Origin of the sequence: Bordetella avium (genome assembly GCF_034424645.1) — a bacterium.
GTDB classification, from domain to species: domain Bacteria; phylum Pseudomonadota; class Gammaproteobacteria; order Burkholderiales; family Burkholderiaceae_B; genus Bordetella; species Bordetella avium.
The window spans coordinates 1,699,276-1,726,153 of the sequence record NZ_CP139969.1 but is presented as its reverse complement, the minus strand read 5'-3'; the positions used below and the strand labels follow the sequence as shown (position 1 = coordinate 1,726,153).

Below are 26,878 nucleotides of genomic sequence, written 5' to 3'. Positions count from 1 at the left end.
CTGCAACTACTTGACCGAGCGATAGGTAACCCGGTAGTTCTGACCTCCCTCATCAATAATCTTAAGACGCAGCTCCTGCTTGGCCCCCTGAGCGGGGCTAGACATCATCAAGAAGCCATCTAACTTCATCACATCTCCGCGCTTCTTCAGCACGACAGTTGTTGGACCATCCGGGCCAACCACGGTAAGCGTTACAGGTTTTTGTAACTTCCCTCCTGGACCATCTTTCATCAAGTTCATCGCAGAAACCTTACCCTGCAAGTCCTTCACCTGCTTCTGCACCTCATAACGGGCCGTCGATGGAGAGGGCCTGGGCTGAGCCTTGGGTTTAGGCGCAGGCTTCGGACCATCCACCTCGTCCTTCGGCGGCGGATCGACCTTCTTCACCTTCGGCGGCGGCGGCGGCGGTGGCGGCGGAGGATCGACCTTCTTCACCTTCGGCGGCGGCGGCGGCGGCGGCGGCGGCGGAGGATCGACCTTCTTCACCTTCGGCGGCGGCGGCGGCGGCGGCGGCGGAGGATCGACCTTCTTCACCTTCGGCGGCGGCGGCGGCGGTGGCGGCGGAGGATCGACCTTCTTCACCTTCGGCGGCGGCGGCGGCGGCGGTGGCGGCGGAGGATCGACCTTCTTCACCTTCGGCGGTGGCGGCGGCGGCGGTGGCGGCGGAGGATCGACCTTCTTCACCTTCGGCGGCGGCGGCGGCGGCGGCGGCGGAGGATCGACCTTCTTCACCTTCGGCGGCGGCGGCGGCGGTGGCGGCGGAGGATCGACCTTCTTCACCTTCGGCGGCGGCGGCGGCGGCGGTGGCGGCGGAGGATCGACCTTCTTCACCTTCGGCGGTGGCGGCGGCGGCGGTGGCGGCGGAGGATCGACCTTCTTCACCTTCGGCGGTGGCGGTGGCGGTGGCGGTGGCGGTGGCGGCGGCGGCGGCGGATCAATCTTATTCTTCCGCTCTCTCATCAGAAATTTCGGCTTAGACGTCGGAACCGACAACACCGACTCACCGCCAGCGTAATACTCCTCCCGGGTTACGACGACTTCTTTGCTGGGATCAGTACTGACACTTCCATGAACGCCGCCGCGCGCTTTGGTACCGACGTTAATGACCACATTATTTGTGGACTCGACGTGATCGCGTGCATCACGGCCATATTCAAAGTTGACCATGGGCAGGCCAGTGGTTGGATTAACTGCAAAATTCGCACCACCCTTGCCTCCATCCTTATCGATTTTGTCGTGCAGTTTCGTGGCATTAATGCTGCCACCCACGCCAATATGTCCTTCTTTGGTGGACGACACTAAATGGGAGCCCGTCATGCCCAGACTGCCTCCGGTCTTCAGGGTAAGCGGGCCACCCGCCGTGATACCGGCCTGTTGCGTTACGACGCGGGCGTTGTCGTGGTGATGTTCAGCCGAGCCACCGAGTGAGGCTGAGGCAGAGACCAGCGTATTGCTATTAACACTTATCACTGCACCAACCGCCCAGTTGCCACCATTGGCCTCGCGCTTGATGTCATTCTGCAGGCTTTTTATCGTCGTATCCCCACCGACCACCACGTTTGCGCTGTGATCCGCTTTCACCGTGGCGCCAATCAAGCCCAGGTTCTTACCGGCTTTGATGTCGATATTCTGCGCCCCAAGGGTGGCGTTCTCATAGGTCGTCGAGTTTTCGTGGCTGACCAGATGCGTCCCCGAGAGCGTCGCCCATATGCCAGCGCCGGCTGAACGGAGTGGCGCATTGACGCCATAACTTCTGCCCACGTCCAGACCCACGCGATGATCCTCGCCGCTAGAGGTTGTCGTGGACTTGGCTGCGCGCAAGGACACGTCGCCCCTGGCATCAAGCTCCACCTTATTCCCTCCGGAGAACTGAGTTCCGACCAGATCGATATCGCCCTTTGTGGCATTGAATGAAACATTGCCGCCGATACGCTGGGTGTTCTCTTTCGTGTGGGTCGAGGATTGACGCTGCCAAAAAACGTCGGCACCGACATGCTCTCCCGCTGACACGGTATCGTCAAAAAGTAGTTGAGTCGCTTCAGTCGCCGCCATGGCAGCGGCCAGCGCCGGGTCCACCTTCCGTTTGGGATCATCCACGGTCTGGGCAATCATGTCGCCAAATCTTGAAGACGTCGTGAGGAGTGACGATTTGGCATAGGCCTGATACCCGACAGAGAAGCCGACCTTGGAATAATCGCGCTTTTCCTTATCTACGTACTTGGTGGTTTTGATTTCATTCGCCGTAAGGCTCAGCCCGCCATCCTGTTGCTGACTTTGATCGTCGCCGGCCCGGTGGTTATTAATATCGGCACCGCCGATATCCGCCATGCTGCCGACTTTGATCAAGCCATTGCCAACATTGAACACGCCATTGCTATAGGTCTCGGCCTGCCGGGTTTCCTTTTCTGAAGAAATGGAAGCGCCGAGGTTAAACGTCGCGCCACCACTATTGGGGCCTGCGCGCCCGGCATAGGTTTGCAGGCCATCTTCAGTGTCAAAGCCAGCGCTGGCCGAATACCCGCCGGCGCCAACATCCATGCCCACCAAGATCTGCCTCTTGTCTTCCTTGAAGTCGTGGTAGCTATCGTTCTTACCCGCCTCCAGCTTCAGATTGCCACCAACATCGATATCGCTGTTTGTGGCCTGGACATTGCCTCCGGTGACCGTCAGATCACCTGTTGTATTAATTTTGAGGGCCTTGGTACTGATATCGGTACCCGCCGAGTTGGCCTGAGCGCTTTTCTCTATGGTATTGGTTTGAGACAGGAAGGAGAAAAATTCACCCAAACCATTATGCACGGTGTGCCTATACTCCGATCCGACCTCTTTTACGTCGCCGAGATGGACATTGTCAGCCTTGAGAGAGACACTGCCTTGCGAGGCGATCGTTGCGCCTTCGGTGGTGATCGCCTTGGCGCTTAAATTGACGCTTTGCTGGCCGTTAACTTGATCAGCCCTTAAGTCTCGAACCAACCTGCCCTTATCGTCGTGTGTCATGCCGACGATGATTTCCAGCTTGTCTTTGGCATCCAGCGTGACGCGCTTGGCATTGATCGCGCCGCCAGAGATACGAATATTTTGGCCGTGCAAATCCACGTTTTCTTTGCTGAAAGCACCGCCCAGCACACCACCGGTGCTCGTGAAAGCGATGTTGCCGCTGTCCGCGCCAGCGCCGCGCGCATCGACATGCACCCCGGCGTCGCCCATGAAAACCGCGTTATACACGGCAACATCGGCGCCGTTGGTTTTCGCATTGATAGCGCCAGCGGAGGCGATCACCGCGCCGCCGCGCTTGCGGCTGTCTTCTGCTGCTTTCTTGCTCTGTTTGGCCAGATAGACGCGCGGCACCATAACGGGCTTACCCTCGATATTGGCCCAGACATACCAGACTATATCGTTTTCAAGACCGCTGATTTGTTTCTCGGTCAGCGCCTCACCCACCTTCAAGCCCAGCGCACCGGCCTGAGCCGCGGCGTTATCCATCATTGCCTTGACCAGCGATGCGCCTTGCAGGATGTCACGCCCTTCGGCGCCTGCCAACAAACGCGCGCGCTCGCGTTGAATCATCTGGGTGTCAAAATAATTGTCACCCAATACGCGCACGCCTTGATGCGGCTGGTAACCCACTTGCTGGAAGAAATACGAGGAGCCGTAAAACTGGCCCTGATCGATATAGGCCAGGCGAGTTTCGTAATAAGGCTTAGGCAGTGCATCGCCGCTCGCCTCGCTCGCCTGCGCGGCGAGCTTGTCGGGCGCGCGCCCGAAGACGAAGCGGTTACCCAGCAACTCCTGCAACACGGGATCTTGGGAGATCAGGTCATCCTTGCCGACATAGGACATGCCATCGCCTGACGCGAATACCGCATCCAGCGTACCGGTAACGATGGCCACATCGGCCTTGCCGATATTGGCGTGGCCACGCTGCGCTGCGGTGAGCTGCGCTTCGGAGGCGGACTGGGTAGCGTTGCCGCCCAGCATGATTTTCCCGCCCGTGATTTCCACGCCCTTGCGGCCCGCCATGACGGTTTGCGCATCAGGGTAAAAGTCCATCGCCGCACGCTTGCCCGCCTTGGCCTCGGTCCAGCGCACATGGCGCTGGGTGGCGTCAAGAGCACGCCAATCAGAGCCCATCACATGGTTGAGCATTTTGTTGAACTCGGGCGCATGGGTCATATCCGCAGACATCAACACCGTAGCGACGTCAGCGGGATGGTAGCCATAGGCAACAAAAAGCGTCACCCACCAATTCGGGTCGGAAAACACGAAGTCCAGCAGATCGTACAGGCTGGGGAATGCACGCTCATCGACGTTCGCCAGCGCTAAGGAATCCACGACGCTGGTCACATAATGGCCACCCACGTTCTGCTTGAAAAAGTCAATGACATTTAATGGCTTGGACAAGGAACGGTTATCGGTAGACCCGTCGGCTTTCAGCACTTTGCCGGCCAGCACAATGCCCTCGTTATAGATCTGGCTGCCCTGCCCCTTTTGCTCATGTTGATTGAGATGAATATCGCCGCTAGCGAGCATGAGCCCCTGTTTGACACTGAGGGTTGACATCGGGCGGCGAACAGAGAAGTCATCGATTTTCGTTCGCACCCAACGACCCACACGCCAATGCCCCAGATTCTTTTGTGTAACAACGTTTTCCGGCTTGTCGGGGCTAAAACCGCCAACCTCTCCCGACAACTCGGAAAGGTTCTCGGTGCGTGGCGCATCGATCACCAGGTTGTTGCCGGCGTCAATGCGGCCCACGCGATTCCGAACCCGGTTTGATCCTTGGAGCGTGATGTCGCCATCCTGCGTCATGATCCAGGCGTCACGCTCATTGTTGATATTCCGGCCAGACAAGCTGATATTCTGGCCGGCCCACATCAGGGCCCCGGCCTCATTGATAATATCGCCCTGAGCAGTCAGCGTCAGATTTTGCGGCGTGACAATCTGGTTATCGTTATCGATATCGCCCTGAGTGGCTTTCAATACGATATTGCCCGGGTTCTGGATGGCATCGCGCACACGCAGGGAACGGGCCTCATAGGTCAGCGTACCATTGGCTACGGCGGCCTTGCGTTCGGGATCGATTTCAAGGCCATCAGTATTGGTGACCGTGAAACTGGCATTCGCACCTGCGCTGATATGGCCGGTATTGCGATAATCACCAATGTTGGAAACGATATCATTTACAGCCGCAATTTTGCCGGCATTATTCAGCGCACTTGCATTGAGCCCAGCATCGCTGGCGCTGATGCTGCCGCTCTCGGCATTGTCAAGCTCAGCTGCTTTGACGCTCAGTTGCTGCTTGACCAATACTTCGCCTGCATTGCGCATCTGATCCCGCACATCGAAGGTGGCGGTGTCGGCCTGAAGTTTGGCGCCGAGCAGGTTATCGAGCGAGCCTGCGCTCACGGTCAGACCGGCATTGGAGCGGATGGTGCCGCCATTCCTAAACTGTTCGGCTACCTTCAGCGTGGCGCCCTTGTTGCCGATGATCGTAGCCTCGGCCTGGTTGCGCAGGTTTTGGGCTTGGACAACCAGGGCCTGGCTTTCGACGCGGCCTTCATTGTTCACATCGCCTTTCACTGTGGCGTCCAGCGAACGTGTGCCTCGCAATACGGCCGAGGAGCCCTTATTGTCCAGATGCTGCGCCTCCAGCGTGAGATTGACGCCTTGCAGCTTGCCCAGATTTTCCACCGACCCACGGGCTTGAATATTGCCTGCGCCACTAATGGAGACCGAACCCGTGTTATGCAGATTATGGGTCGACAAGGACAATTGCTTGACCGAAACCCGCCCCTTGCCATCAATATCCGTATCGCCTGCAGCGCTCAGGCTAACCTTACTGAGACTAACGAATTTGCCGCCAAGATGAATCGTGTTGGCCGTGGCTTGCACGTCACTGCCGACGCCGACCTGCACCTCACCCGTGCTGCGCAGGGCGTCTTCCACCTTAATGCTGACGCCACCGCCTCGAACAGTAAGCTTGCCCTGATTGTCGAACTGCCGCCCGCTTACGGTAAGCCCATCACTCAGAATCCTACCGGCGGAAACAATATCGGGGCTCCCCTCTTGACCTGCGTCGGCAGCGAGGCCGCCCAGCGTGAGACGGCCCCCTGCGTTCAACACACCCTGGTTGTTGATGGACGCATTCGCACCGATAAGCAAAGCCCCTTTATCCGCCAGGACGGTCCCGGTATTAGAGAACTTGCCCGCCGCCAGCAGCTGGACATCCTGATCCGACAGCACCGCAAAGGCGTTATCGATGTTCTGCCCGCTCAGCGCCAATTTATTCTTTGTCCGCAGAATCCCCTTGTTCTCGATCAGACTGGTGGCCTTGACCTCAAGACCGTGCGCGCTCAGCAGCATGCCCCCGTTGTTGTGAAGGCTGCCCGCTTTCAGTTGAATATCACCCTGGTGCGCACGGATCCCCGCGTCGGAGCTGATCTCCGCCCCCGGCAACGCTTGGCCCGTCAGGCCATCCCGTACAACAGGGACCCCATTCTCCAGCGTAATCGACGCATTATTGATGGTCTCGCCGTCGACACGTACCGCACTCAGCGTACCAGCCATCGTTATACTACCGCTCACGTCGATGGTGGCAGGTTGCTGTTCAGAGCCCTTCACGTCAATCAAGGCGTGGTTAATGTGCACATTTGAGGCTTTGAGCTCGAGGGAATCGGTGTCGATGTAGCGGCTGACGACAACACCGCCGTCGCTCGCCGCGACACTGAGCCGCCCGCCTGTAGAAGACTTTCCATCGCTGACTGCGCCAGTCTCTGGCCCCAGCCACAACACTCCCGAGACAGTCTGGAGATTGGCATCCCCCTTAACATTGAAAGCATCAATCGAGAGCCCGGATTGCGCCTTGAGCGTCAGATTCTGCCGCGCGACTGCTGTGCCAACCGAAGCGGCCGCACCCGATACGGTGCTGATATTTTTGCCCTGAGTCTTGCCGACTTGAATATTGCCGTCAGCCTGAACACTGATGTCGTTCTCTGAGCTCAAACTGCCAGGCTGGCGCACGCCCAGGCCTGCATCCGTGGCGATCAGGGTGATTGCCTTGCCGTGCATGGCGCCAGCAGCGCTGCCATCGATGGCGTACCCGCCACCATCCTGAGCCGCAGCGCGGGCAACCCGTGTTTTCGCTGTATGGGTACGCGTAGCGGTGTCAAAAACCGAAGTGCCCGCGATGGCCTTGATGTCGGACTTCTGGCCGGAGCTGCCGATAGCGCCATCAATTTGGATCAGTTTGGCGACCATGTCAAACGTTTTCAGGCCATCCGTGTTGACGCCTTCATCGCCCACAGTGAGCCTACCTTTGTCGACGGCAAGCGATACCGAGCCCCCCCGTACGGTGGGAACGCCGGTCGTCAGCGTCAAGCTACCGGCGTTCAGGGTGGTCAAGCCATTGACAGTAATGCCATTCGGATTGGCGACGATGAGATCCGCCTTATTGCCAAAGACCTCCAGCGTGCCGGCCAAAGAACTGGGACTGGTGCCCGTCACCTCTGCCAGAATAGACTTGGCGGCATGACCGCTGAGATTCGGATTGGCCAGGACTCTGCCCGCAATATGGGACTGCCCGTCGTGCAGGCTATTGTTGAATACAACGCCGGGCCGCATTACGTTCAACTGCTGCAACTGGGTATGTGAAAGCCCCTGCGCGTTGGGTGCGGCAATATTAATAACAGGCACGCCGGTACGGGCCTCGATCACCGCGCTTTTGTTATTAGCAGCGACAACCTCTGCCGCAGCAAAGTCCGGTATGGCAAAGGCAAGAAGAATCGCCGAAGATAATTGACAGGCCCTAGGCACCCCCCCTAATTTTCGGCGTGCGCGAGTGCTTTTTTTGCGCCCGGCGGTTTTGATTTCAGCAATCGGAACATACATTCCCAGTATCTTGCTGAATACAAGTCGATAAAGCGAAGCGTTCACGTTTTGCACCCGTGCTAACGATTATAGAACGTCCGGGGTATCGGTGCATCCACTATTTCTGACAGTCCGGACATGAAGTACTGTGACTGTAGGAAATATTCGTGCAGCGCAACATGCCACAACTTCTATGAGATATGTAGGAATTTTCTCTATTTAGATTTGATGAATAGCCTCAGACAGACAATCCATCTCTCTGGCGCACCCGCATGGTAAATAGCGCTTACCCAGTTGATCGCAAACTATGGATCGAGAAGAGATCAACATCCGCAGCCTAAGCCATCATTTTCAGCCGGAATTGATCGAGTGCGAGAGATTATCGGCAGAGAATATCCGCGTAAGAACCACGTCGGCTCTGCCGTGTCTGGCCTGAGCCTGCGGCGCGCTCCCAGGGTGGTAGCGGGCCGCTCAGGTTTGCAATCGGCCGGCGGCCAAGACTAGCTGGCGGTCGCAACGCCGGGCCAGGCCAGGGTCGTGGGTCACCAACACCAGGGTGGCGCCGCGCTCACGCTGTAGCTCGAACATGAGGTCGATGATGGTCTGGCCGGTCGCCACGTCTAGGCTGCCAGTCGGCTCATCGGCAAAGAGCAGATCCGGCTCGACTACGAAGGCCCTCGCCAGAGAAACGCGCTGCTGTTCGCCGCCCGAGAGGGTGCGTGGATAATGATGCAGGCGTGTGCCCAGCCCGACACGCTCCAGCATGGCTTGCGCCGCACGGCGGATCTCAGCGCGACCCGCCAGTTCCATGGGCAGCATGACATTTTCGAGCGCCGTTAAGTTGGGCAGCAATTGGAAAGACTGAAAGACAAAGCCCAAATGACGGGCGCGCAATCGGGCCCGCCCGTCTTCATCGAGCGAGAATAAATCTTGTCCAGCGAGATGAATTTTGCCCTGTGAAGGAACGTCCAACCCGGCCAGCAGTCCCAAGAGGGTGGACTTACCCGAACCCGAGCTGCCCGTAATAGCGACAGCCTCGCCAGCCCTGACCGTAAAATCAAGGCCATCGAGTAGGATGAGCTCACCTGAGGCATCGGCCACCCGCTTGCTCAAACCAACCACTTCTATCGCGTTCCTGCTATCCATGCGTTTATTTTTCCGTGTTTTGTCAGTATCGCTGTTCAGCCTGGCGATGCTGCCGCCGGCTCAAGCTCAGACTGCATCTGCTACCCAGGGTTCCCATACCATCCTGGTGGTCGGCGACAGTCTTTCTGCCGAATATGGCCTGAAACGGGGCGCGGGCTGGGTGCCGCTTCTGGCGCAGCGCGTGTCAGAACAATACCCGAATTATCGGGTGGTCAATGCGAGCATCAGCGGCGACACCACCAGCGGCGGCAAGGCGCGTCTGCCTGCTTTGCTGACTCAGCACCAACCCGCGGTGGTGGTGCTGGAACTAGGCTCCAATGACGCCCTGCGCGGCCTGCCCCTGAACATGACGCAAGACAATCTGAGCGCCATGACGCAACAGGCCAAATCGGCAGGCGCCAAAGTGCTGATCGTGGGTATGCAGATACCGCCCAACTATGGCCGCGATTACACCGAGCGTTTCGCCAAGGTGTTCCAGAATGTGGCGGAAAAAGAAAAGGCCCGGCTGGTGCCCTTCCTGATGGAAGGAATCGCAACAGACCGGGCGCTCTTTCAGGCCGATGGGATACACCCCAATGAAATGGCCCAGCCCGCATTGTTGAACAATGTATGGCCGGGCCTTCAGCCCTTGCTATCAGATCAGGCCGGAGGCTGATCCCCCTTGATGGCGAGGCCGGCAGCAGGCAGCACTTGCACCTTGTAGGCCTCGCGCAGCATCTTCAGCACGGCTTGATCTTCAGCCTCCCCCCAGGCGCTACCCAACTGGCTGGCAAGCGTGGCGGCCGCCTGAGGATCAGCTTGGCCCGCTTCGACCTTGTCCAGACGCAGCACGACGTAGTCACTACCCGATGCCACACCGGTATAGGCCGGCAGTTTGGCGGCATCCAGACGCATCACCGCCTCGAGCAGCGAACGCGGTAGGTTGCCACTGTCCTGGCGCGAAACGGTTTGGGGCGCCGAGAAACCCTGATCGCTATCCTGGGCTTGCGAAGCCTTGAGGGCTTCTTCGCCGGCCTGGCGAGCCGCCTGAGCCGAACGTTCATCGAGCAAGCGGGCACGAATGCTGTCTTTGACCTTGTCGAGCGGGGGAATATGCGACGGTTCGAGCACAGCCACTCGCAAAGCCAGCAGGGTGTCAGGCGCCAGTTCGATCACACCCGTGTTTTGCTTTTCACGCAGCACGTCGTTGGCGAACAAGGCCTGGCGTACGCGGGGATTATCCAGCAAGGCGGCATCCGGGCTTGCTGCGGCGGAACCCGCGCCCGCCTGATCGGCCGGCAACAGGCCGCTACGGCTGATGCCGGCAGCCGTGCGCAGTTTAAGGCCCAGGGCGTCCGCGGCAGGTTGCAGGCTGTCGCGCTGATCGTAGACGGCGCTTTGCAACTTGGTGGCCATTTCGGCAAAACGGGCCGAAGCGAGCTGCTTGCGAATTTCGTTGGTGATTTGTTCTTTGACTTCCGCCAGCGGTTTGATTTGCGCAGGCTTGATGTCGGTGACCTTGATGATATGGAAGCCAAAGGGGCTTTCAACCACACCTGACACGCCATCCTTGGGCAGCCCGTCAATGGCCTGTTGCACCGAAGGCGGCACCGAATTGGCGGCGATCCAACCCAGATCACCGCCGCGCGCGGCGGAACCGGCGTCTTGCGAGTCCTTCTTGGCAAGTTCAGCAAAGCTGGCCGGATTGGCCGCCGCCTCGCGGGCGATCGCTTCGGCCTTGGCTCGCGCCTTGTCGCGCGCCTCGCCGGAAGCGGGGGCTTCGATCAGGATGTGGCTGGCCCGGCGTTGCTCGGGGGTGCCGAAGCGGTTCTTGTTTTGTTCGTAGTAGCTGGCGATATCCTCGTCTTTGACCTGTACGCCCTGCGTCGCGGCGGCTTCGTCGAGCACCAGATATTGCGCCTGCACTTGCTCAGGGATGCGCAACGATTCTTTGTTGGCGTCGTACCAGGCCTGAATGTCTTGAGGGCTGACATTGACTTTGGAGCGGTAGTCCGCCGCCAGGAAGCTGCGCAACTGAATGGTGCGCTTCTGGGTCAGGGCTTGCTCGACATTGTTGACCACTTCTTGCGGCACGCGGGCGGACAAGCCAATCGGCTCGAGCACGCGGGCCACGGCCAGATCGCGGCGCAAACCGTTTTCAAAAGAGGTGGGTGACAAACCTTGAGCAGCCAGCACCTGACGATAGCGTTCTGGCGAGAAGCGGCCATCATCTTGCACCTGCGGAATCGCGGCAATCGTGTTGCGCAGCGTTTCATCTGAGACCGAAAAGCGGTTATCGGCCGCAACCATGAGCAGCAAACGCTGATCGATCAACTGGTTGAGCAGCTGCTCGCGCAGCGCCGGGGTGTCGATGACGGCCGGGTCGAACTGGCTGCCCATGCGCTGGCGGAATTGCTCCAACTGGTTGCGGTGGGCGGCGTCAAACTGCGGCTGCGTAATTCCCTGCCCTCCGATATTGGCGAGCTCAACCTCGGTATTGACGAAGCTGCTATAGCCCTGCACGCCAACAATCGCGAACGATGGCACGACCAGAACCAGCAAGATGAACTGCATCCAACGCCGATGGGTGCGAATAAATTCAAACATGTATTTCCTGTTGCCAGATTGGCGCGGCCCCGTGCCAAGCCAAACGCATAAAAAAGGGCGAAACCTATTCGCCCGGACGCTCGCCCGGACCCCACGCGTGAAAACGCGCCGGGCCAGTCGCCGGAGTTTACCATCTCCGGAGGCCCTGCCTACTGCTCTGTCAGCCAGACCGCCCGTATGATTAAAGAGTATCCTTGCAAGCCGTGAAAGCCAGCGTTTTCACAATGTTTCCGACGCGCATCCGTTATTGAGGTCTCGCACATGACGTCTCCCCTGCCGGCCTGGCCCTATTCCCCCTATATTGCTCACCGTGGCGGCGGCCATCTGGCCCCTGAAAATACCCTGGCCGCCATGCATGTCGGCGCCGCCCACGGTTTCACGATGTTCGAATTCGACGTCAAACTGAGCCGCGACAATATCGCCATCTTGTTGCATGACGACGATGTCGACCGCACCAGCAACGGCCACGGCCCCGCCAAGGACAAGACGTTCGCGGAATTGTCGCTGCTGGATGCAGGAAGCTGGCATTCGCCGGCGTATGCGGGCGAGCCCATGGCGAGTTTTGTATCAGTCGCGCGTTACACCCTTGCCAATGGCATCGCCTGCAATGTGGAGATCAAGCCCTGCCCCGGCCGCGAAGCCGAAACCGGCGCCGAGGTTGCCCGCCTGTGCGCGGAATACTGGAAAGACGCCGACGTACCGCCCCTGCTGTCTTCATTTGAAGAGCCGGCGCTGGCCGAAGCACAGCGCGTCGCACCGCATTTACCGCGTGCCTTGCTGGTCGAGAAAGTACCCGCCGATTGGCTGGAGCGTTTGAAAAAATACGAGTGCGTCGCCCTCAACATCAACCAGAAAGACGCCACACCGGAACTGATCAACGCGGTTCACGCGGCCGGCTATCGCATCGCGACCTGGACCGTGAACGACCCGACGCGCGCACGTGAGCTGCTGGACTGGGGCGTGGACGGCATTTTTACGGATAAGCTGGCCGACATCCGGCCAGCGATGTAAAGGGACGCCGTGTTCAGTTATCGCCACGCTTTTCACGCCGGCAACCATGCCGACGTTCTGAAGCACGCCATCTTGGTCCATACGCTGGATTACATGAACCGCAAGGATGCGCCTTACTGGGTGGTGGACACCCATGCCGGCGCAGGCCTGTACGCCCTGGACGGCGATTGGGCCAATAAGAACGCCGAGTACGCCGATGGTGTTGCACGCCTGTGGTCTCGCAATGACTTGCCGCCGATTCTGGCCGACTATATTCGCCGGGTACAGGACTACAACCCGAATGGTGAGCTGCGTCATTATCCCGGCTCGCCCTGGCTGACGCTGGACGCGCTGCGCGACCGCGACCGTCTGCGGATGTTCGAAATGCATCCGAGCGAATCCGAGGTCTTGGTTGGCAATCTTGAACAGCGCGATCGCCTCTCCCTGCGGCAGGCGACGGTGTACGCAAGCGATGGCTTCGAAGGCTTGAAGGCACTGTTGCCTCCCCCGACGCGCCGAGGACTGGTCCTGATTGACCCTTCTTATGAGGATAAGCAGGACTATCGCCGCACGCTCACTGCCGTCAAGGAAGGCATCAAGCGCTTTTCGACCGGCACCTATGCGGTGTGGTATCCGCTCGTGCAGCGCCGCGAAGTCGCCGACATGACGCGCCAGCTAGAACGCCTGCCGGTCAAGAGTTGGCTGCATGCTAGCCTGACCGTCAAGCGTCCGGCAGCCAATGGTTTCGGCTTGCATGGCAGCGGCATGCTGCTGATCAATCCGCCGTGGACGCTTAACGCAGCCTTGAAAGAAGCCATGCCTTTTCTGGCTCGCGAACTGGCCCAGGATGACCGGGCCGGCTTCTCGCTGCAATACGTCGAGAACCCGGCCTGACCGGACTCAGGCAGCGGCCAGACGGCTTGCCGCATCGCGTAAGGCGGTGCGCAGCCCCTCCTCGATAACCGGATGGTAGAACGGCATTTCGAGCATGCGCGCCACGGTCAATTCCTGTTGAGCAGCCCAAGCCAGCAGGTGACCGATATGCTCGGCGCTCGGACCAATCATTTCGGCGCCCAGGAATCGGCCGCTGCCGATTTCGGCATAAACGTGCAGGAGACCGCGATTCTTGCGCATAACACGCGAGCGCCCCTGATCGCTGAAGTCCACCGCTCCGGTGACGAACTCGCCAGGGCGCAGACGCGCATAAGACGTGCCGACCAGTGCGATCTGCGGATCAGAGAAAACCACAGCCAGCGGCGCGCGCCGTAAGCCCGGGCGTATGTCCGGATAGCGCGCCGCGTTGTCACCTGCGATGCGGCCCTCGTCGGCTGCTTCGTGCAACAGCGGCGCATCGGCATTGGCATCACCGGCGATGAAGATGGCGGACTGTCCGGCCTGCATGGTGAGACGGTCAAAGTGCGGCACACCCCGCGCATCGAGCTCGAGCGTCGTGTTTTCCAACCCCAGTTTATCGACGTTGGGACGCCGGCCGGTCGCCACCAGTGCATAGTCAAACCGCTCCACGCACTCGGTGTTATCGAGCGTGATGTAACGGATTTCGACTTCGTCACCGATACGGCGAGTCTCAAGAACGCGGGCATCGGGATCGAGGTAAAACTCGGACTGGAATACTTTACGGGCGGCCTGGCGCACGGCGGGATCGCTTATGCCGGCCAGGCTGCCGCTGACGCCAAACACGCGTACATGCACACCAAGACGGGCCAAAGCCTGGCCCAACTCAAGACCGATAACGCCGGGGCCGAACACCGCCACGCGGCCCGGCAGGCTGTCCCAGGCGAACACATCGTCATTGACGACGAGGCGATCGCCTAAGGCAAGAAACGGCGCCGGAATCGCGGGACGCGAGCCCGAGGCGATGACCACGCGGCAGGCATGCACCTCGGTATGGTCATCGACCCGCAGCACGGTATCGCTTAGAAAGCGGGCATACCCGTGCAACTTGTCTTGGGCGGGCAGATGTTCGACTCCTTCGACCACAAAGCCCACAAAACGGTCGCGCTCGCGCTTGACCCGCGCCATGACGGCCTGGCCGTCCACGCTTACCGGCCCGCCGATATGCACGCCGAACGCACTGGTATTTTGAGCCGCATGCGCGGCCTCCGCCGCAGCGATCAGCAATTTGGAAGGCATGCAACCCACACGGGCGCAGGTCGTGCCGTAAGGACCGCCTTCGATGATGAGGGCTTGCTTGCCCGCTGCGCGCGCGGCGCGGTAGGCGGCCAGGCCGGCGGTGCCGGCGCCGATGATAGCAATATCGGTATGCAGGATCTTCATGTGTACTCTCTGAGGCGCGTGCTGCCGCCAGTCTGGCGGCAGCGGTCCAGTGGCAGGCGGCTGCCCGGCAAATCAGGCGAAGTGCGCCTTCAAGTGATCAAGGCCGCCGATGAGCTTGCCGTTGATGAAGATCTGAGGCGCCGTCCCTGCACCCGACACCGCGCCGATCACGCGGCTGCGCACTTTGTGCTCCAGCGGAATGTCGATGGGATCGTAACCGCGCTCATCCAGCAAGGCTTTCGCTTCGATGCAGAAGGGGCAGCCGGCCTTGGAAAACACCACAACCTGATCCGGCTTTTTGGCAGCGGGCGCAATATGCGCCAGCATCGTATCCGCATCCGACACTTCGAAAGGATCGCCTTCTTTTTCAGGCTCGATGAACATTTTGCGCACCACACCGTCTTCGACCAGCATGGAATAGCGCCAACTACGCTTGCCGAAACCCAAATCACTTTTGTCAACCAGCATGCCCATGCCGGCAGTGAATTCGCCATTACCGTCGGGCAGCAGAGTGATGTGGGTGGACTCCTGATCTTTCGCCCACTCGTTCATGACGAAGCTGTCATTCACCGATACGCAGACGATGGCATCCACACCGTGGGCAAAGAAGGTCGGCGCAAGTTCGTTGTAGCGTGGCAAATGCGTTGAGGAGCAGGTAGGCGTGAATGCGCCGGGCAAGGAAAAGACCACGACCGTCTTGTTCTTGAATATATCGTCAGTGCCAACTTTCTTCCAGTTGTTCTCCTCACGCACGGGAAACATTACGTTGGGAACACGTTGGCCTTCACGATTTTGCAGCATCTCGCTCTCCGGGTACTGGGGTAGTTCAAAGTTTCTGTCTTGGTGGCGCTGCCGTCAGCGCCACCGAAAGCAAAACTATAAACTTTCACTATCAAAGAATCCAATTCAATTATTTTAATTAATTGATAGTAAATTCCAATCGCCGGCTAGCTATCAATTTATTTTCTTTGGATCATAGCCAGCGTTACGGATCGCAGCCTCAATGGCTGCCGCAGCTTCGGACGGATTGACCGAGACACGATGCGCAGAAAGATCCACACTGACTTCTGCACCAGGCACAGCGGCCTGCACAGCCTGCGTAATGGTCTTGGCACAATGACCGCAAGTCATATCGGAAACAGTGAAAACGACGCTCATGTTGAACTCCTGGAAAATGGCGGCCAACAGCCACCGTGAACCCAGCTTAAGGCTTCCCATGATGGTAAGGTCAAGCATAGAATGAAGCCCGATCCTCCCCCAACTGGAAAGATGACACTGGCTACAGCAGACTATCAGGAAGCCGCTCTCATGAGGCGGTTTTAGTTTGCTAGCGGCCGTATTGACTCCGCTACTGGCTCCACTATTGGCTCCGCTATTAACGACGCGACCTGGGCGTCATGCATCCTAGGTTGGCACAGCAGCGCGATGCGCCGCAAGCCACCCAGATCCACCATGGAAACGGCGCCAGGCGGGCGGCAAAGAGCCGAGTCAGGTGGCGGTCGTGCCGTCCATGCCGGACAAGGTCCGGCGCCAAACAACCCAGCGTGCAAGGGAATACAGCCATGAATATCGGTGAAGCCGCGCGAGCCAGCGGCATTTCGGCCAAGATGATCCGCTATTACGAGAGCATAGGCCTGATCCATGCGGTTTCGCGTAGCGAAGCCGGCTACCGCCGCTATGGCGAAGACGATCTGCACACATTGCAGTTCATCCGGCGCGCACGCAATCTGGGGTTTTCGGTAGAACAGATGCAAGAGCTGCTAGCCTTGTGGCGCGACCGCAGCCGCGCGAGCGCCGATGTCAAACGCATAGCGCTACAACATGTGGCCGAACTGGAGCGCAAGGCCGACGAACTGCGAGAAATGGCCGATACGCTCAAGCATCTGGCCCGCCATTGTCATGGCGATGGCAGGCCAGACTGCCCCATCATCGCCGGCCTGAGCCAGCTTCCTGCTTAAGCAGGCTGTTCGCTGGCAGCGCCGGCCTGGGCCGTTGCTTCGGCCGCCTCCTGCGCAGCCAGCTCTGCCTTGAGGCGAGCCTGCTGCTGCACATGCAGCACTTCGTCATCGGCTAGCGACTCGAACACGGCGATAGACTCGACGTGGCCGGTATGCGGGAACATATTGATGACGCCGGCCGCCTTTAACACGTAGCCGCCTTCATGGACCATGATAGCGGCATCGCGAGCGAGGGTTGCCGGATTACAGGACACGTACACAATGCGGCGAGGGCGCTCAGCGGGCGTGAGCTGGGACAGCGCCTGCGCCACGGCGTGCGCCCCCTCGCGCGGCGGATCGATCAGCATGCGGTCGAAATAGCCCAGGCCGCGCAGCCAGGATACATCGACCTCAAACAGATTCAGCGTTGCGAAACGGGTGCGGCCTTCGAGGCCATGGCGAGCCGCCGCTTCCAGGGCGCGATCAGTCAGCGCTTTGCTGCCCTCGACACCCACGGCTTCGCGACCCTGCGTGGCCAGCGGCAGCGTGAAGTTGCCTAGGCCGCAGAACAGATCCGCCACGCGGTCAGTGGGCTGAACTTCCAATAACTTCAGCGCACGCGACACCATCGAACGATTGATCGCGTGATTCACCTGGGTGAAGTCGGTCGGCCGATACGGCATGCGTAAACCGAACTCGGGCATGGTGTAAGCCAGAGTATCGCCATGGGCGGGATCGAGCGGATGCACCGTATCAGGCCCCTTGGACTGCAACCACCATTGCACGTTATGGCGGGCCGCAAAATCGCGCAGAACCGTGATGTCATGATCGTTGAGCGGCTCGATATGGCGCAGCACCAAGGCGGTCACCCCCTCGCCTAGCGCCACTTCGATCTGCGGTATACGCTCGGGACGCGACAGGGCTGCGATCATGGCGCGCAAGGGCAAAAGCAGATCGCTCACATGGCGCGGCAGCACATGGCATTCACGCATGTCGGCCACATAGCTGCTTTTGCGTTCGTGAAAGCCCACCAGCACGCCACCCTTCTTGGGCACCACACGCACCGACAGGCGAGCGCGATAGCGATAGCCCCATGTCGGGCCGTGCAGCGGCGGCAAGACGCGCTGAGGCCGGATCTTGCCCACATGCCAGAAAGTGTCTTCGAGCGCACGCTGCTTGATGGCCACCTGCGAGGTGGGCTCCAGATGCTGCATGGCACAGCCGCCACATACGCCGAAGTGGGGGCAGCGCGGCTCAACGCGTTGTGACGAGGGCGTGAGCACCGTCTCCACGCGCGCGATCTCATAAGAGGGTTTGCGGCGCACCGTGGCGGCGTACACCCGCTCCCCGGGCAAGGCGCCCTCGACGAACACGACTTTGCCATCGCGGCGGGCAATACCCCTGGCTTCCAGGTCCAGGGATTCGATTTTCAGAACTTCGTCGACCATCTCGCAAGCGTCCAGTTTGTAAGGCAGCCGGGCATTGTAAGCCAGCCCGCGCCCTCCCCGCCCGGAACACCGCCGAGGCAGCCGCCCTCATGGAGAGGGCGGGCCGACACGCTTAGCCGGGCTGTTTGGGCTGGGTTTGGACGCCGGGCTAGCGACGCTGATGGTCACGGCGCTCGTGCTGGCGGTCCTGGCGTTCTTTGACGAGCTGAGTGACCTGAGCGCGCTGACCATCATTCAGGCTGTCCCAAACTGCCAACCATTGATCGCGCACCTGCACGCGCTGCGCTTCGAATTGGGCGTGGCGCTTGTCTGCATCGGCCTCCAGGGCGCGGGGATCGAGCTTGCCAGCCTTAATCTGCGCATCAAGCAGTTCCTGACGGGCACGGCCGGCTTCGCGGTGATGCTGCATAGCGGCTTGCGAAGCCGCATGCGCCTTGTCGAACAGCGCCTGCTGCTTAGCATCGAGCTTGAGCCCGTCAACCTGGACTTTGGACAGCGGGCCGATGCCGGGAATCCAGATCCCATCATCCATCATGGGACCACGATGATTACCGGCATGGACCGGCCCACCAGGCGCCGCCGTCGCCGGAGCGACAGCCACGCCAGCAGCGATTGCCATGGCCAGAGCGGCCAGCGAATTACGAACAAGGGTGCGGGACATGATTTATCTCCTGAAAAAGTAGCAAGCGAAGCCATTATGCGAGTCGTCCGGTTTCATACGGGTTTCGCTGACAGCCTGTGTTGTTTCAGTTGATTGCCGGGAGTCAGGCGGCGTCCCAGGCAGCCAGATATTCTTTCCAGTGGGTCGCATCGCTGGCGGCCAGCGTGTCGCGCACCAAAGAAATCTCGGCGTCATACGATGTCTGGTCAAGCTCGCCACGCAGAAAACGGAAGCGGCAATAAACCAGCCAGGTGTTGACGACGTCGGTTTCGCAATAGGCGCGCACGGCATCTGCCTGGCCTTGGTTCCAGGCTTCCCAGACTTTACTGCCATCCATGCCGAGTTTGCCGGGAAACCCGCAGAGTTTGGCCAGATCGTCGAGCGGCGCATTGGCCCGGCCGTTGTACTTGGCCAGCACGTCCATCAGGTCGATATGGCGTGTGTGGTAACGGCTGAGGTAGTTGTTGTATTTGAAGTCGCGGTCTTCGTCGCCCCAATCCCAGTAGCGGGGCGCCGGCACGCCATGAATAAGGCTACGGTAGTGCAGCACCGGCAAGTCAAAGCCCGAGCCGTTCCAACTGACCAGACGCGGCGTGTAACGCTCGATCGTTTTGAAAAAGCCCGCCAGGAGCGCGGATTCGGGATCATCGGGCTGGCCCAGCGTCTTGACGCGAAAGCCCTGATCGTCGCGGAACACGCAGCCGATGACGGCAACGCGATGCAGATGCAGCGGCAGAAAGTCATGACCAACCGCCTCGCGCCGGGCGGCGAAAGCACGTTCGGCGACTTCGAGGTCGTTGATATCCGCGCCCCAGCCATGCAGCCGGCGCAGGCCGGCCACATCGGGCAGGGTTTCCAGATCGAAAACCAGAGTGGGCGTCATCGCGCGGGCAAATACTGCATGGGGTCAACGGGAGTGCCCTGACGGCGGATCTCGAAGTGCAGCTTGGGCGAGGAGGCGTCGGACTGGCCCAACTCGGCGACCTTGGCGCCGCGTTTGACGTCCTGGCCAGTTTTTACGAGCAGCGTCCGGTTGTGGGCATAGGCCGTAATGAAGCCGTTTTGGTGATTAATGATGATCAGATTACCCAAGCCTCGCACCCCATTGCCGCTATACATGACCTTGCCATCGGCTGCGGCCAGAACGGCATCGCCCGGATTACCGGCGAAGTCGATGCCTTTGCTGCTGCTGTTGAAGGTCTGGATGATCTGGCCATGCGAAGGCCAGCCCCAACTGATCACGTTGGCGTCTGCGGCGCGTGCAGGCTGTTTGATCTCAGCAGGCGGCGGCGTAGAGGGAGCCGGCGTAGGCTCGGACGAAACCGGCTCAGGGCTGCTTTCGACCGGTTCCAGCGGCTTGGCGGGAATTCTGCCGCCGGTAATCGCTTGCGCCCCCGAAGAGGCGACCACGGTGCCGCCACTCAGTTTCAACACCTGGCCGACGTGGATCTGATTCGGGTCGGACAGGCTGTTAAGACGCTTGATCGTGTCGATATCGACATTGTTCGAGCGCGCGATTTTGTACAGCGTGTCGCCAGGCTTGACCACATAGGAGCCCTGTGCAGGTGCGGCTGTGGCGGCGGCGGGCTGATTGGTGAGGTCGACCACGGGTGCTCGCGGACCTTTGGAGGCACAGCCAGCCAGGGCAAGCAAGCCAAGCACACCGGCCAGCCTCAAGGGCCGCTGGGGAACCGCGAAAAAAACGGCCAGTAGGGACTGCCCGTTGAGCATACGAATCTCCTGTTTGCTCAAGATTGTATTCCTGCCTTCAAAGGAACGAACCGCACGGCCTCAAGCTCCATGCGCTTCCAGCTTGCGGTGCCAGTTCGTTCTATCAATACCAGTCGTTGGCTGGTCGAGCCCTCGGGCGCGATCAGCCGGCCGCCCGGCGCCAATTGGTTCAGAAGCGCCTGGGGAATGGCCAGGCCGGCGGCTGCCACAACAATAGCATCGAATGGGGCGACGCCGGGTACGCCCTGTGTGCCATCGCCGTAGATCAGGCGCACACGTGTGGAAAGCCGCAAGGCGCGCAGATTGGCGCGGGCCAACTCGTACAGGCCGCGTATGCGCTCAATGGAGTGCACCTCGCGCACAAACTGGGCGAGCACGGCGGCCTGATAGCCGCAACCCGCGCCGACCTCAAGCACGCGAGACGGCGCCCTCGCCTCGCAGACGGCAGCAATCATGCGCGCCACGACCCAGGGCTGAGAAATGGTTTGAGAATGGCCGATGGGCAAGGCGGCATCTTCGTAGGCGCGGCTCGCCAGGGCCTCATCGACGAAAGTATGGCGAGGCACTGCGGCCATCGCGTCGAGCACACGGTCATCGGTGATGCCCATCTGACGCAAACGCTGCACCATGGCCAGGCGCAAGCGGTCGGAATTCAGGCCCAGATTGGCCGAGCTGGCCGCCGGCCTGAGGGGCTCGGGACGCGGCAGGGTCGCGGTGGAGATGCGGGTATTGCTGTTAGCCGGCGTGTAGCCATCCAAGCCCTGCCGCGAATAAACGCCAGAACCGTCTTTCGAACCTACAGGTTTGCGCATAGCGGGTCCGCCCATTGGCCCAGTTGCTCAAGCTGAGCATATTGTGTCAGGTCCAGCCGGAGTGGCGTGAGGGAAACCGCGCCATCGGCAATGGCATGAAAATCCGTACCTGGCGTGGCGTCGGCCGCCAGGCCGACCGGACCAATCCAGTACACCGTGTCGCCGTAGGGCGTGGTAGTGCGCACGACGGGCTCGGCGGGATGACGCTTGCCCAGGCGCGTGACACGCACACCGCGCAGATCTTCGTAGCGACGGTTGGGAATATTGACGTTGAGCAGGGCTGGCACGCCCAAGGGCGCAGCGATCTGGCGCTCGACGATGCGGCGCGCCGCGCGCGCGGCGGATTCGAGATGCTCCCAACCCTTATCGACCAGCGAAAAAGCGATGGCGGGAATGCCGAACAAATGCGCTTCGCTCGCGGCCGCCACCGTACCGGAATAAAGCGTGTCATCCCCCAGGTTGGCGCCATTATTGATCCCTGACACCACCAGATCGGGTCGGGTGTCCATCAGGCCGGTCAGGGCAACGTGAACGCAATCGGTAGGCGTGCCATTGACGTAAAGGAAACCGTTGGCGGCCTGACGCACCGACAGAGGCCGGTTAAGGGTAAGCGAATTGGATGCGCCGCTATGGTTGGTTTCTGGCGCGACCACGGTCAACTCACCCAGATCCGACAAGGCCTCGACCAGCGCCTCCAGCCCAGGGGCGTTATAGCCATCGTCGTTGGAAACCAGAATACGCATCATTTCTCCGTGAAACGGCCCGACGGCCGGCAGGCTGGGATTGTACCGTCAGCGCGGTGACAATCGGCGCAATAACGAGTGGACAGGGCGCGTGAGCGGGGTAGAATCGCCAGCCACAACAATATGCGGCGCGCACGCGCGCCGTCTAGCAGAGGACATCCGATACGCCATGATTCTGACCGAGCCCTCGCCGCTGTTCGCAGCGCTCCTGATCGTGCTGGCCTATCTTATCGGCTGCGTGCCGTTCGCCGTCGTCGTCAGCAAGCTGATGGGCTTGAAAGATCCGCGCAGCTATGGATCGAAAAATCCAGGCGCCACCAACGTGCTGCGTACGGGCAATAAAACCGCCGCCGCCCTCACGCTGCTGGGCGATGCCGCCAAAGGCTGGTTCGCGCTCTGGCTGGCGCTCAAGCTTGCGCCCGGCCTGTCGTCCTTGGGCTACGGCCTGGTGCTGATTGCCGTGTTTCTGGGCCATCTTTATCCCGTTTCCCTGGGCTTCAAGGGCGGCAAGGGGGTGGCGACGGCGCTGGGCGTTCTGTTTGCGGTCAGCCCCTGGCTGGCGCTGGCGACCGTGGCGACCTGGCTTCTGGTCGCCGTGGTAACGCGCTATTCGTCGCTAGCGGCATTGGTGGCCGCCTTTCTCGCCCCCGTGTATTACTTTTTCGGCGGCGGCACGATCTGGCCCTTGAACGCGCCGACAGCGGCGGCGCTGGTCGGCGTGAGCGCCCTGCTTTTTTATCGGCACAGCGCCAATATCGACCGCCTGATCAAAGGCAAGGAAAGCCGCATCGGCAGCAAAAAAGCCTGAACGGGCAGGCCGGACTTCAAACCTGCAGCACAGCGCGAAAAGCGGGCTAAACCACAAAGCACCGTCTGCCGCACGCACCGAGGTCCAGGGCTCGAAGCCGCCGCGCCGCCCGTCGCGGCGTGAGGCCTGCTCTGGCATGAGCGTTCAAGGGCTCAGCCCCTCTCCAGTTCCGCCAGATCCCAACGTGGGCGCACAGTGAAGGCGTGATCACCCTGTTCGAGATTGGCCAGACCGGCCTTGACGCGCTCGGCGGCGGCAAAGGCGATCATGGCGCCGTTGTCGGTGCACAGCGAAAGCGGCGGGAAATAGGCAGTGGCTTTCATGCGCGGCAACACCTCGGCCAGACGCTGGCGCAGCAGGCTGTTGGCCCCTACGCCGCCCGCCACCACAAGCCGCTTCAGGCCAGTCTGCTTGAGTGCACGGATGGATTTGGCCGCCAGCACTTCAATAATGGCGGCCTGCGTTGCGGCGGCCAGATCGGCCCGGGCCTGCTCGTCCAGCGCACCCTCGCGCGTGGCGGCCTTGACCCGCGTCAACACGGCGGTCTTGAGACCGCTGAAACTGAAATCCAGATCACCACTGTGCAACATGGGCCGGGGCAGATCGAAACGGCTGGCGTCGCCCTGCTCGGCCAGACGCGATAGCGCCGGGCCGCCCGGATAGCCCAGCCCCATCAGCTTGGCGGATTTATCAAAAGCCTCGCCAGCGGCATCGTCCAGTGTTTCGCCCAGCAAGACATAACGGCCCACGCCGTCCACCCGCATCAATTGGGTATGACCGCCCGACACCAGCAGGGCCACGAAGGGGAATTCGGGGCGCGGGTCAGCCAACAGCGGAGACAACAGATGTCCTTCCAGATGGTGGATGGCAATGGCCGGCAGGCCCAATGACCAGGCCAAAGACTGCGCCACGCTGGCGCCAACCAGCAGCGCGCCAGCCAGCCCAGGCCCGGCGGTATAGGCCACGGCGCCGACATCTTCGCGGCGCAGACCGGCCTGCGCCAGCACTTCGCGGGTAAGGGGGACGATACGGCGGATGTGGTCACGCGAGGCCAGCTCTGGCACGACACCGCCGTATTCCTGATGCATGGCGATCTGGGAATGCAGCGCGTGGGCCAGCAGGCCGCGTTGCGTACAAACGGCAGCGACGCCCGTTTCGTCGCAGGAGCTTTCAAAACCGAGAATAATCATGGCTCTGGAGTTTACACGGTGCGAAAATACGCCCGCACGCGGCAAGCCGCGTTTTTTTCTTTGACTATACAGCGCTGCATATACAGCCGGGGATACTAATGCTGGAGAAGCTATTCAAACTGCGTGAGCATGGCACCACGCCAAAAACAGAGGTGGTGGCCGGGCTGACGACCTTCCTGACGATGTCATACATCATCTTCGTCAACCCGGACATTCTGTCTGCGACCGGCATGGACCGCGACGCCATTTTTGTGGCGACCTGTCTGGCTGCCGCACTGGGCTCGCTGATCATGGCGCTGGTGGCGAACTGGCCTATCGGCATGGCGCCGGGCATGGGTCTGAACGCCTTTTTCGCCTTTACCGTGGTCAAGGCCATGGGTTATAGCTGGGAACAGGCGCTGGGCGCGGTGTTCATTTCGGGCATTATCTTCCTCATTCTGACCATTTCCGGTATTCGCGCCTGGCTGATCCGCGGCATTCCGCATTCATTGCGCAGCGCCATTGCAGCCGGTATCGGCCTGTTTCTGGCCATCATCGCGCTGTCGAGCGCCGGCATCGTCGTGGCGAACCCCGCCACCAAGGTCGCCTTGGGCGATCTGCGGGGCCACGGCCCCCTGTTCGCGATCCTGGGCTTTTTCATCATTGCCGTACTGGACGCCCTGCGCGTGCGCGGAGCCATCCTGATCGGCATTCTGGTCGTGACGGTGTTGTCGATGGCCTTGGGCTATAACGAATTCCGAGGCGTGTTCTCCGCCCCGCCCAGCCTCGCGCCGACCTTTATGAAACTGGACATCATGGGCGCGCTGCACACCGGTCTGGTGAACGTGATCCTGGTGTTTGTGCTGGTTGAGGTCTTCGATGCCACTGGCACGCTGATGGGTGTGGCCAAACGCGCCGGCCTGGTCCCCGAGGACCGTCCCAACAATCTGGGCCGCGCGCTGTTCGCCGACAGTACCGCCATCGTGGCCGGCTCCGTGCTTGGCACCAGCAGCACCACCGCCTTCGTCGAAAGCGCCTCGGGCGTACAGGCTGGCGGACGCACCGGCATGACGGCGCTGGTCGTGGCCTTGCTGTTCCTGGCCGCCCTGTTCATTTCGCCGCTGGCCAGTTCCGTGCCCGCCTACGCCACAGCGCCTGCCCTGCTCTACGTGGCCGGCCTGATGATGCGCGAACTGATCGAGATCGATTGGAACGAGGTGTCGGAAGCCACGCCAGCGGCCTTGACGGCCCTGGTGATGCCCTTTACCTACTCGATCGCCAACGGCCTGGCCTTCGGCTTCATCAGCTACGTCGTGCTCAAGACCTTCACGGGTCGCCTGCGCGAAGTGCATCCGGCGACCTGGCTGGTGGCGGCGCTCTTCGTGATCCGCTACGCCTTCTTCCCCACCTAAGCAGGCGGCATCGGGTCGATATAGGCAAACTATCGACCCGACCGGCGGCAAGGTTGCTCGGACCCTGGCTCGAAAAGGCCGATACACTTCGTGGATAGCAAACCATCTTTCCATGGCTGACGCCGCGTCAGCATGACGACGGAGTCTGTATCCATGAGCCCCTTGGCCGCCATTCCCTTTTCGGTCCTTGACCTTGCCCCCATCGTTCAGGGCCGCACGGCCGCTGACGCGTTCCGCAACACGGTGGATCTGGCGCAGCATGTCGAGCGGCTGGGCTATCAGCGCTTCTGGCTGGCCGAACATCACAACATCACCGGCGTGGCCAGCAGCGCCACCGCCGTACTGATCGGCCTGGTGGCCGGCAAAACCCATACCCTGCGCGTCGGCTCGGGCGGCATCATGCTGCCCAACCACGCGCCGCTCATCATCGCCGAACAGTTCGGCACGCTGGAAAGCCTCTACCCGGGCCGCATCGACCTGGGCCTGGGCCGCGCGCCCGGCAGCGATGGCGCAACACAGCATGCTTTGCGGCGCAGCCCGCGCAGCGGGCTGGAGTTTCCGGCACTGGTCGAAGAGCTGCGCGCCCTGCTGGGGCCCGAGCGTCCCGGCCAGACCGTGCGCGCCATCCCTGGCGCCGGACTGAACGTGCCGATCTGGCTGTTGGGTTCGAGCGATTTTTCGGCCCGCATGGCTGCCGAACTGGGCCTGCCCTTCTCGTTCGCAGGACACTTCTCGCCCGAAGGCATGGCCGCCATGCGCCTGTACCGCCACCTGTTCAAGCCGTCGGCCGCCCTACCGCGCCCGCACGCCATGATAGGCGTGCCCGTGGTCGCGGCCCCCACCGATGAAGAAGCGCAGTTCCTGTCCACGACCCAACAACTCAAGTTTCTGTCTCTTGTGCGCGGCCATCGCCTGCCATTGCACCCCCCCGTCGAAACCATGGACGGGCACTGGAACGAATGGGAGCGCGCAGCCGTCGAGCAGAAGCTTGCGGCGGCCATCGTGGGCGGCCCCGATACGGTAAAACGCAAACTGGAAGACCTGATCGCACGCACCGAGGCCGATGAGGTCATGATTGTTTCAGATTTCTATCGCCATGAAGACCGGCTGCGCTCTTATGAGATCGTGGCTTCCCTGAAGCAGGCTGGCGTCGGCCGTCCTGTCTGAACACAACACGCGGGGTCCGCGTTTGGCGGACCCGCACTTGAATCGCGGTCCTGAATCGCGCAAACTGGGTAACACTCGCCCTTACCGCCGTCACCCGGCAAGGACTA

At 60.8% G+C, this 26,878-nt stretch carries 20 protein-coding genes; 7 read left to right on the top strand and 13 right to left on the bottom strand.

What is annotated here, in order from left to right; genetic code table 11:
- Window positions 1–6: 6 nt before the first annotated feature.
- On the bottom strand, window positions 7–7,932 hold the full coding sequence (locus tag U0029_RS08230) for a two-partner secretion domain-containing protein (protein ID WP_147294798.1): 7,926 nt from the start codon (window positions 7,930–7,932) through the stop codon (window positions 7–9).
- Window positions 7,933–8,337: 405 nt separating this feature from the next.
- Complete coding sequence (locus tag U0029_RS08225) at window positions 8,338–9,012, bottom strand: ABC transporter ATP-binding protein (RefSeq protein ID WP_012417633.1); 675 nt, start codon at window positions 9,010–9,012, stop codon at window positions 8,338–8,340.
- On the opposite strand from U0029_RS08225, the gene U0029_RS08220 reads away from it, so the two are divergent.
- Window positions 9,011–9,667 (top strand): arylesterase, encoded by a 657-nt coding sequence (locus U0029_RS08220; protein WP_039052191.1) that lies wholly within the window; start codon window positions 9,011–9,013, stop codon window positions 9,665–9,667. The two genes, U0029_RS08225 and U0029_RS08220, sit on opposite strands and share 2 nt — an antisense overlap.
- Here the strand turns inward: U0029_RS08220 and U0029_RS08215 are convergent.
- Window positions 9,652–11,598, bottom strand: coding sequence for a SurA N-terminal domain-containing protein (locus U0029_RS08215; RefSeq protein ID WP_012417635.1), 1,947 nt, complete (start codon window positions 11,596–11,598; stop codon window positions 9,652–9,654). The two genes, U0029_RS08220 and U0029_RS08215, sit on opposite strands and share 16 nt — an antisense overlap.
- A gap of 261 nt (window positions 11,599–11,859) precedes the next feature.
- Here U0029_RS08215 and ugpQ point away from each other — a divergent pair, with 261 nt between their 5' ends.
- Window positions 11,860–12,609 (top strand): glycerophosphodiester phosphodiesterase, encoded by a 750-nt coding sequence (ugpQ, locus tag U0029_RS08210; RefSeq protein WP_012417636.1) that lies wholly within the window; start codon window positions 11,860–11,862, stop codon window positions 12,607–12,609.
- Window positions 12,610–12,618: 9 nt separating this feature from the next.
- On the top strand, window positions 12,619–13,482 hold the full coding sequence (locus U0029_RS08205) for a 23S rRNA (adenine(2030)-N(6))-methyltransferase RlmJ (protein WP_114851979.1): 864 nt from the start codon (window positions 12,619–12,621) through the stop codon (window positions 13,480–13,482).
- A 6-nt stretch (window positions 13,483–13,488) separates the two neighbouring features.
- Here U0029_RS08205 and U0029_RS08200 read toward each other — a convergent pair whose 3' ends face one another.
- From U0029_RS08200 to U0029_RS08190, 3 genes are all read right to left on the bottom strand, one after another.
- Window positions 13,489–14,883 carry a dihydrolipoyl dehydrogenase gene (locus U0029_RS08200; protein WP_114851978.1) on the bottom strand — a complete coding sequence of 465 codons (1,395 nt, stop codon included), beginning with the start codon at window positions 14,881–14,883 and terminating at the stop codon, window positions 13,489–13,491.
- Between the two features lie 72 nt (window positions 14,884–14,955).
- Window positions 14,956–15,684 (bottom strand): glutathione peroxidase, encoded by a 729-nt coding sequence (locus U0029_RS08195; RefSeq protein WP_012417639.1) that lies wholly within the window; start codon window positions 15,682–15,684, stop codon window positions 14,956–14,958.
- A gap of 153 nt (window positions 15,685–15,837) precedes the next feature.
- On the bottom strand, window positions 15,838–16,041 hold the full coding sequence (locus U0029_RS08190) for a heavy-metal-associated domain-containing protein (protein ID WP_012417640.1): 204 nt from the start codon (window positions 16,039–16,041) through the stop codon (window positions 15,838–15,840).
- Between the two features lie 404 nt (window positions 16,042–16,445).
- On the opposite strand from U0029_RS08190, the gene cueR reads away from it, so the two are divergent.
- Window positions 16,446–16,841 (top strand): Cu(I)-responsive transcriptional regulator, encoded by a 396-nt coding sequence (gene cueR / locus U0029_RS08185; RefSeq protein ID WP_012417641.1) that lies wholly within the window; start codon window positions 16,446–16,448, stop codon window positions 16,839–16,841.
- Here the strand turns inward: cueR and rlmD are convergent.
- The 6 genes from rlmD to surE all read right to left on the bottom strand — a co-directional run bounded on the left by rlmD (window position 16,838) and on the right by surE (window position 22,215).
- Window positions 16,838–18,268 (bottom strand): 23S rRNA (uracil(1939)-C(5))-methyltransferase RlmD, encoded by a 1,431-nt coding sequence (rlmD, locus tag U0029_RS08180; protein ID WP_114851977.1) that lies wholly within the window; start codon window positions 18,266–18,268, stop codon window positions 16,838–16,840. The genes cueR and rlmD overlap by 4 nt on opposite strands.
- A 148-nt stretch (window positions 18,269–18,416) precedes the next feature.
- Window positions 18,417–18,929, bottom strand: coding sequence for a Spy/CpxP family protein refolding chaperone (locus tag U0029_RS08175; RefSeq protein WP_114851976.1), 513 nt, complete (start codon window positions 18,927–18,929; stop codon window positions 18,417–18,419).
- 103 nt (window positions 18,930–19,032) lie between these two features.
- Window positions 19,033–19,812: a 3'-5' exonuclease gene (locus U0029_RS08170; RefSeq protein WP_012417644.1), complete on the bottom strand. Its 780-nt coding sequence runs from the start codon at window positions 19,810–19,812 to the stop codon at window positions 19,033–19,035.
- Window positions 19,809–20,660, bottom strand: a complete 852-nt coding sequence (locus U0029_RS08165; RefSeq protein ID WP_012417645.1) for a peptidoglycan DD-metalloendopeptidase family protein — start codon at window positions 20,658–20,660, stop codon at window positions 19,809–19,811. Before U0029_RS08165 ends, U0029_RS08170 begins: the two co-directional genes overlap by 4 nt.
- A 17-nt stretch (window positions 20,661–20,677) precedes the next feature.
- The gene (locus U0029_RS08160) at window positions 20,678–21,472 is read right to left on the bottom strand and encodes a protein-L-isoaspartate(D-aspartate) O-methyltransferase (RefSeq protein ID WP_012417646.1); all 795 of its coding nucleotides are present in this window, start codon (window positions 21,470–21,472) and stop codon (window positions 20,678–20,680) included.
- On the bottom strand, window positions 21,457–22,215 hold the full coding sequence (surE, locus tag U0029_RS08155) for a 5'/3'-nucleotidase SurE (RefSeq protein ID WP_012417647.1): 759 nt from the start codon (window positions 22,213–22,215) through the stop codon (window positions 21,457–21,459). Before surE ends, U0029_RS08160 begins: the two co-directional genes overlap by 16 nt.
- Before the next feature lie 169 nt (window positions 22,216–22,384).
- Between surE and plsY the strand changes: the two genes are divergently transcribed.
- On the top strand, window positions 22,385–23,023 hold the full coding sequence (gene plsY / locus U0029_RS08150) for a glycerol-3-phosphate 1-O-acyltransferase PlsY (protein ID WP_012417648.1): 639 nt from the start codon (window positions 22,385–22,387) through the stop codon (window positions 23,021–23,023).
- 152 nt (window positions 23,024–23,175) lie between these two features.
- Here plsY and tsaD read toward each other — a convergent pair whose 3' ends face one another.
- Window positions 23,176–24,213 carry a tRNA (adenosine(37)-N6)-threonylcarbamoyltransferase complex transferase subunit TsaD gene (gene tsaD, locus U0029_RS08145; protein WP_114851975.1) on the bottom strand — a complete coding sequence of 346 codons (1,038 nt, stop codon included), beginning with the start codon at window positions 24,211–24,213 and terminating at the stop codon, window positions 23,176–23,178.
- Between the two features lie 98 nt (window positions 24,214–24,311).
- On the opposite strand from tsaD, the gene U0029_RS08140 reads away from it, so the two are divergent.
- Together U0029_RS08140 and U0029_RS08135 are read left to right on the top strand one after the other, a co-directional pair.
- On the top strand, window positions 24,312–25,604 hold the full coding sequence (locus tag U0029_RS08140) for an NCS2 family permease (RefSeq protein WP_114851974.1): 1,293 nt from the start codon (window positions 24,312–24,314) through the stop codon (window positions 25,602–25,604).
- A gap of 153 nt (window positions 25,605–25,757) precedes the next feature.
- Window positions 25,758–26,771: an LLM class flavin-dependent oxidoreductase gene (locus U0029_RS08135; RefSeq protein WP_114851973.1), complete on the top strand. Its 1,014-nt coding sequence runs from the start codon at window positions 25,758–25,760 to the stop codon at window positions 26,769–26,771.
- Window positions 26,772–26,878: the final 107 nt, after the last annotated feature.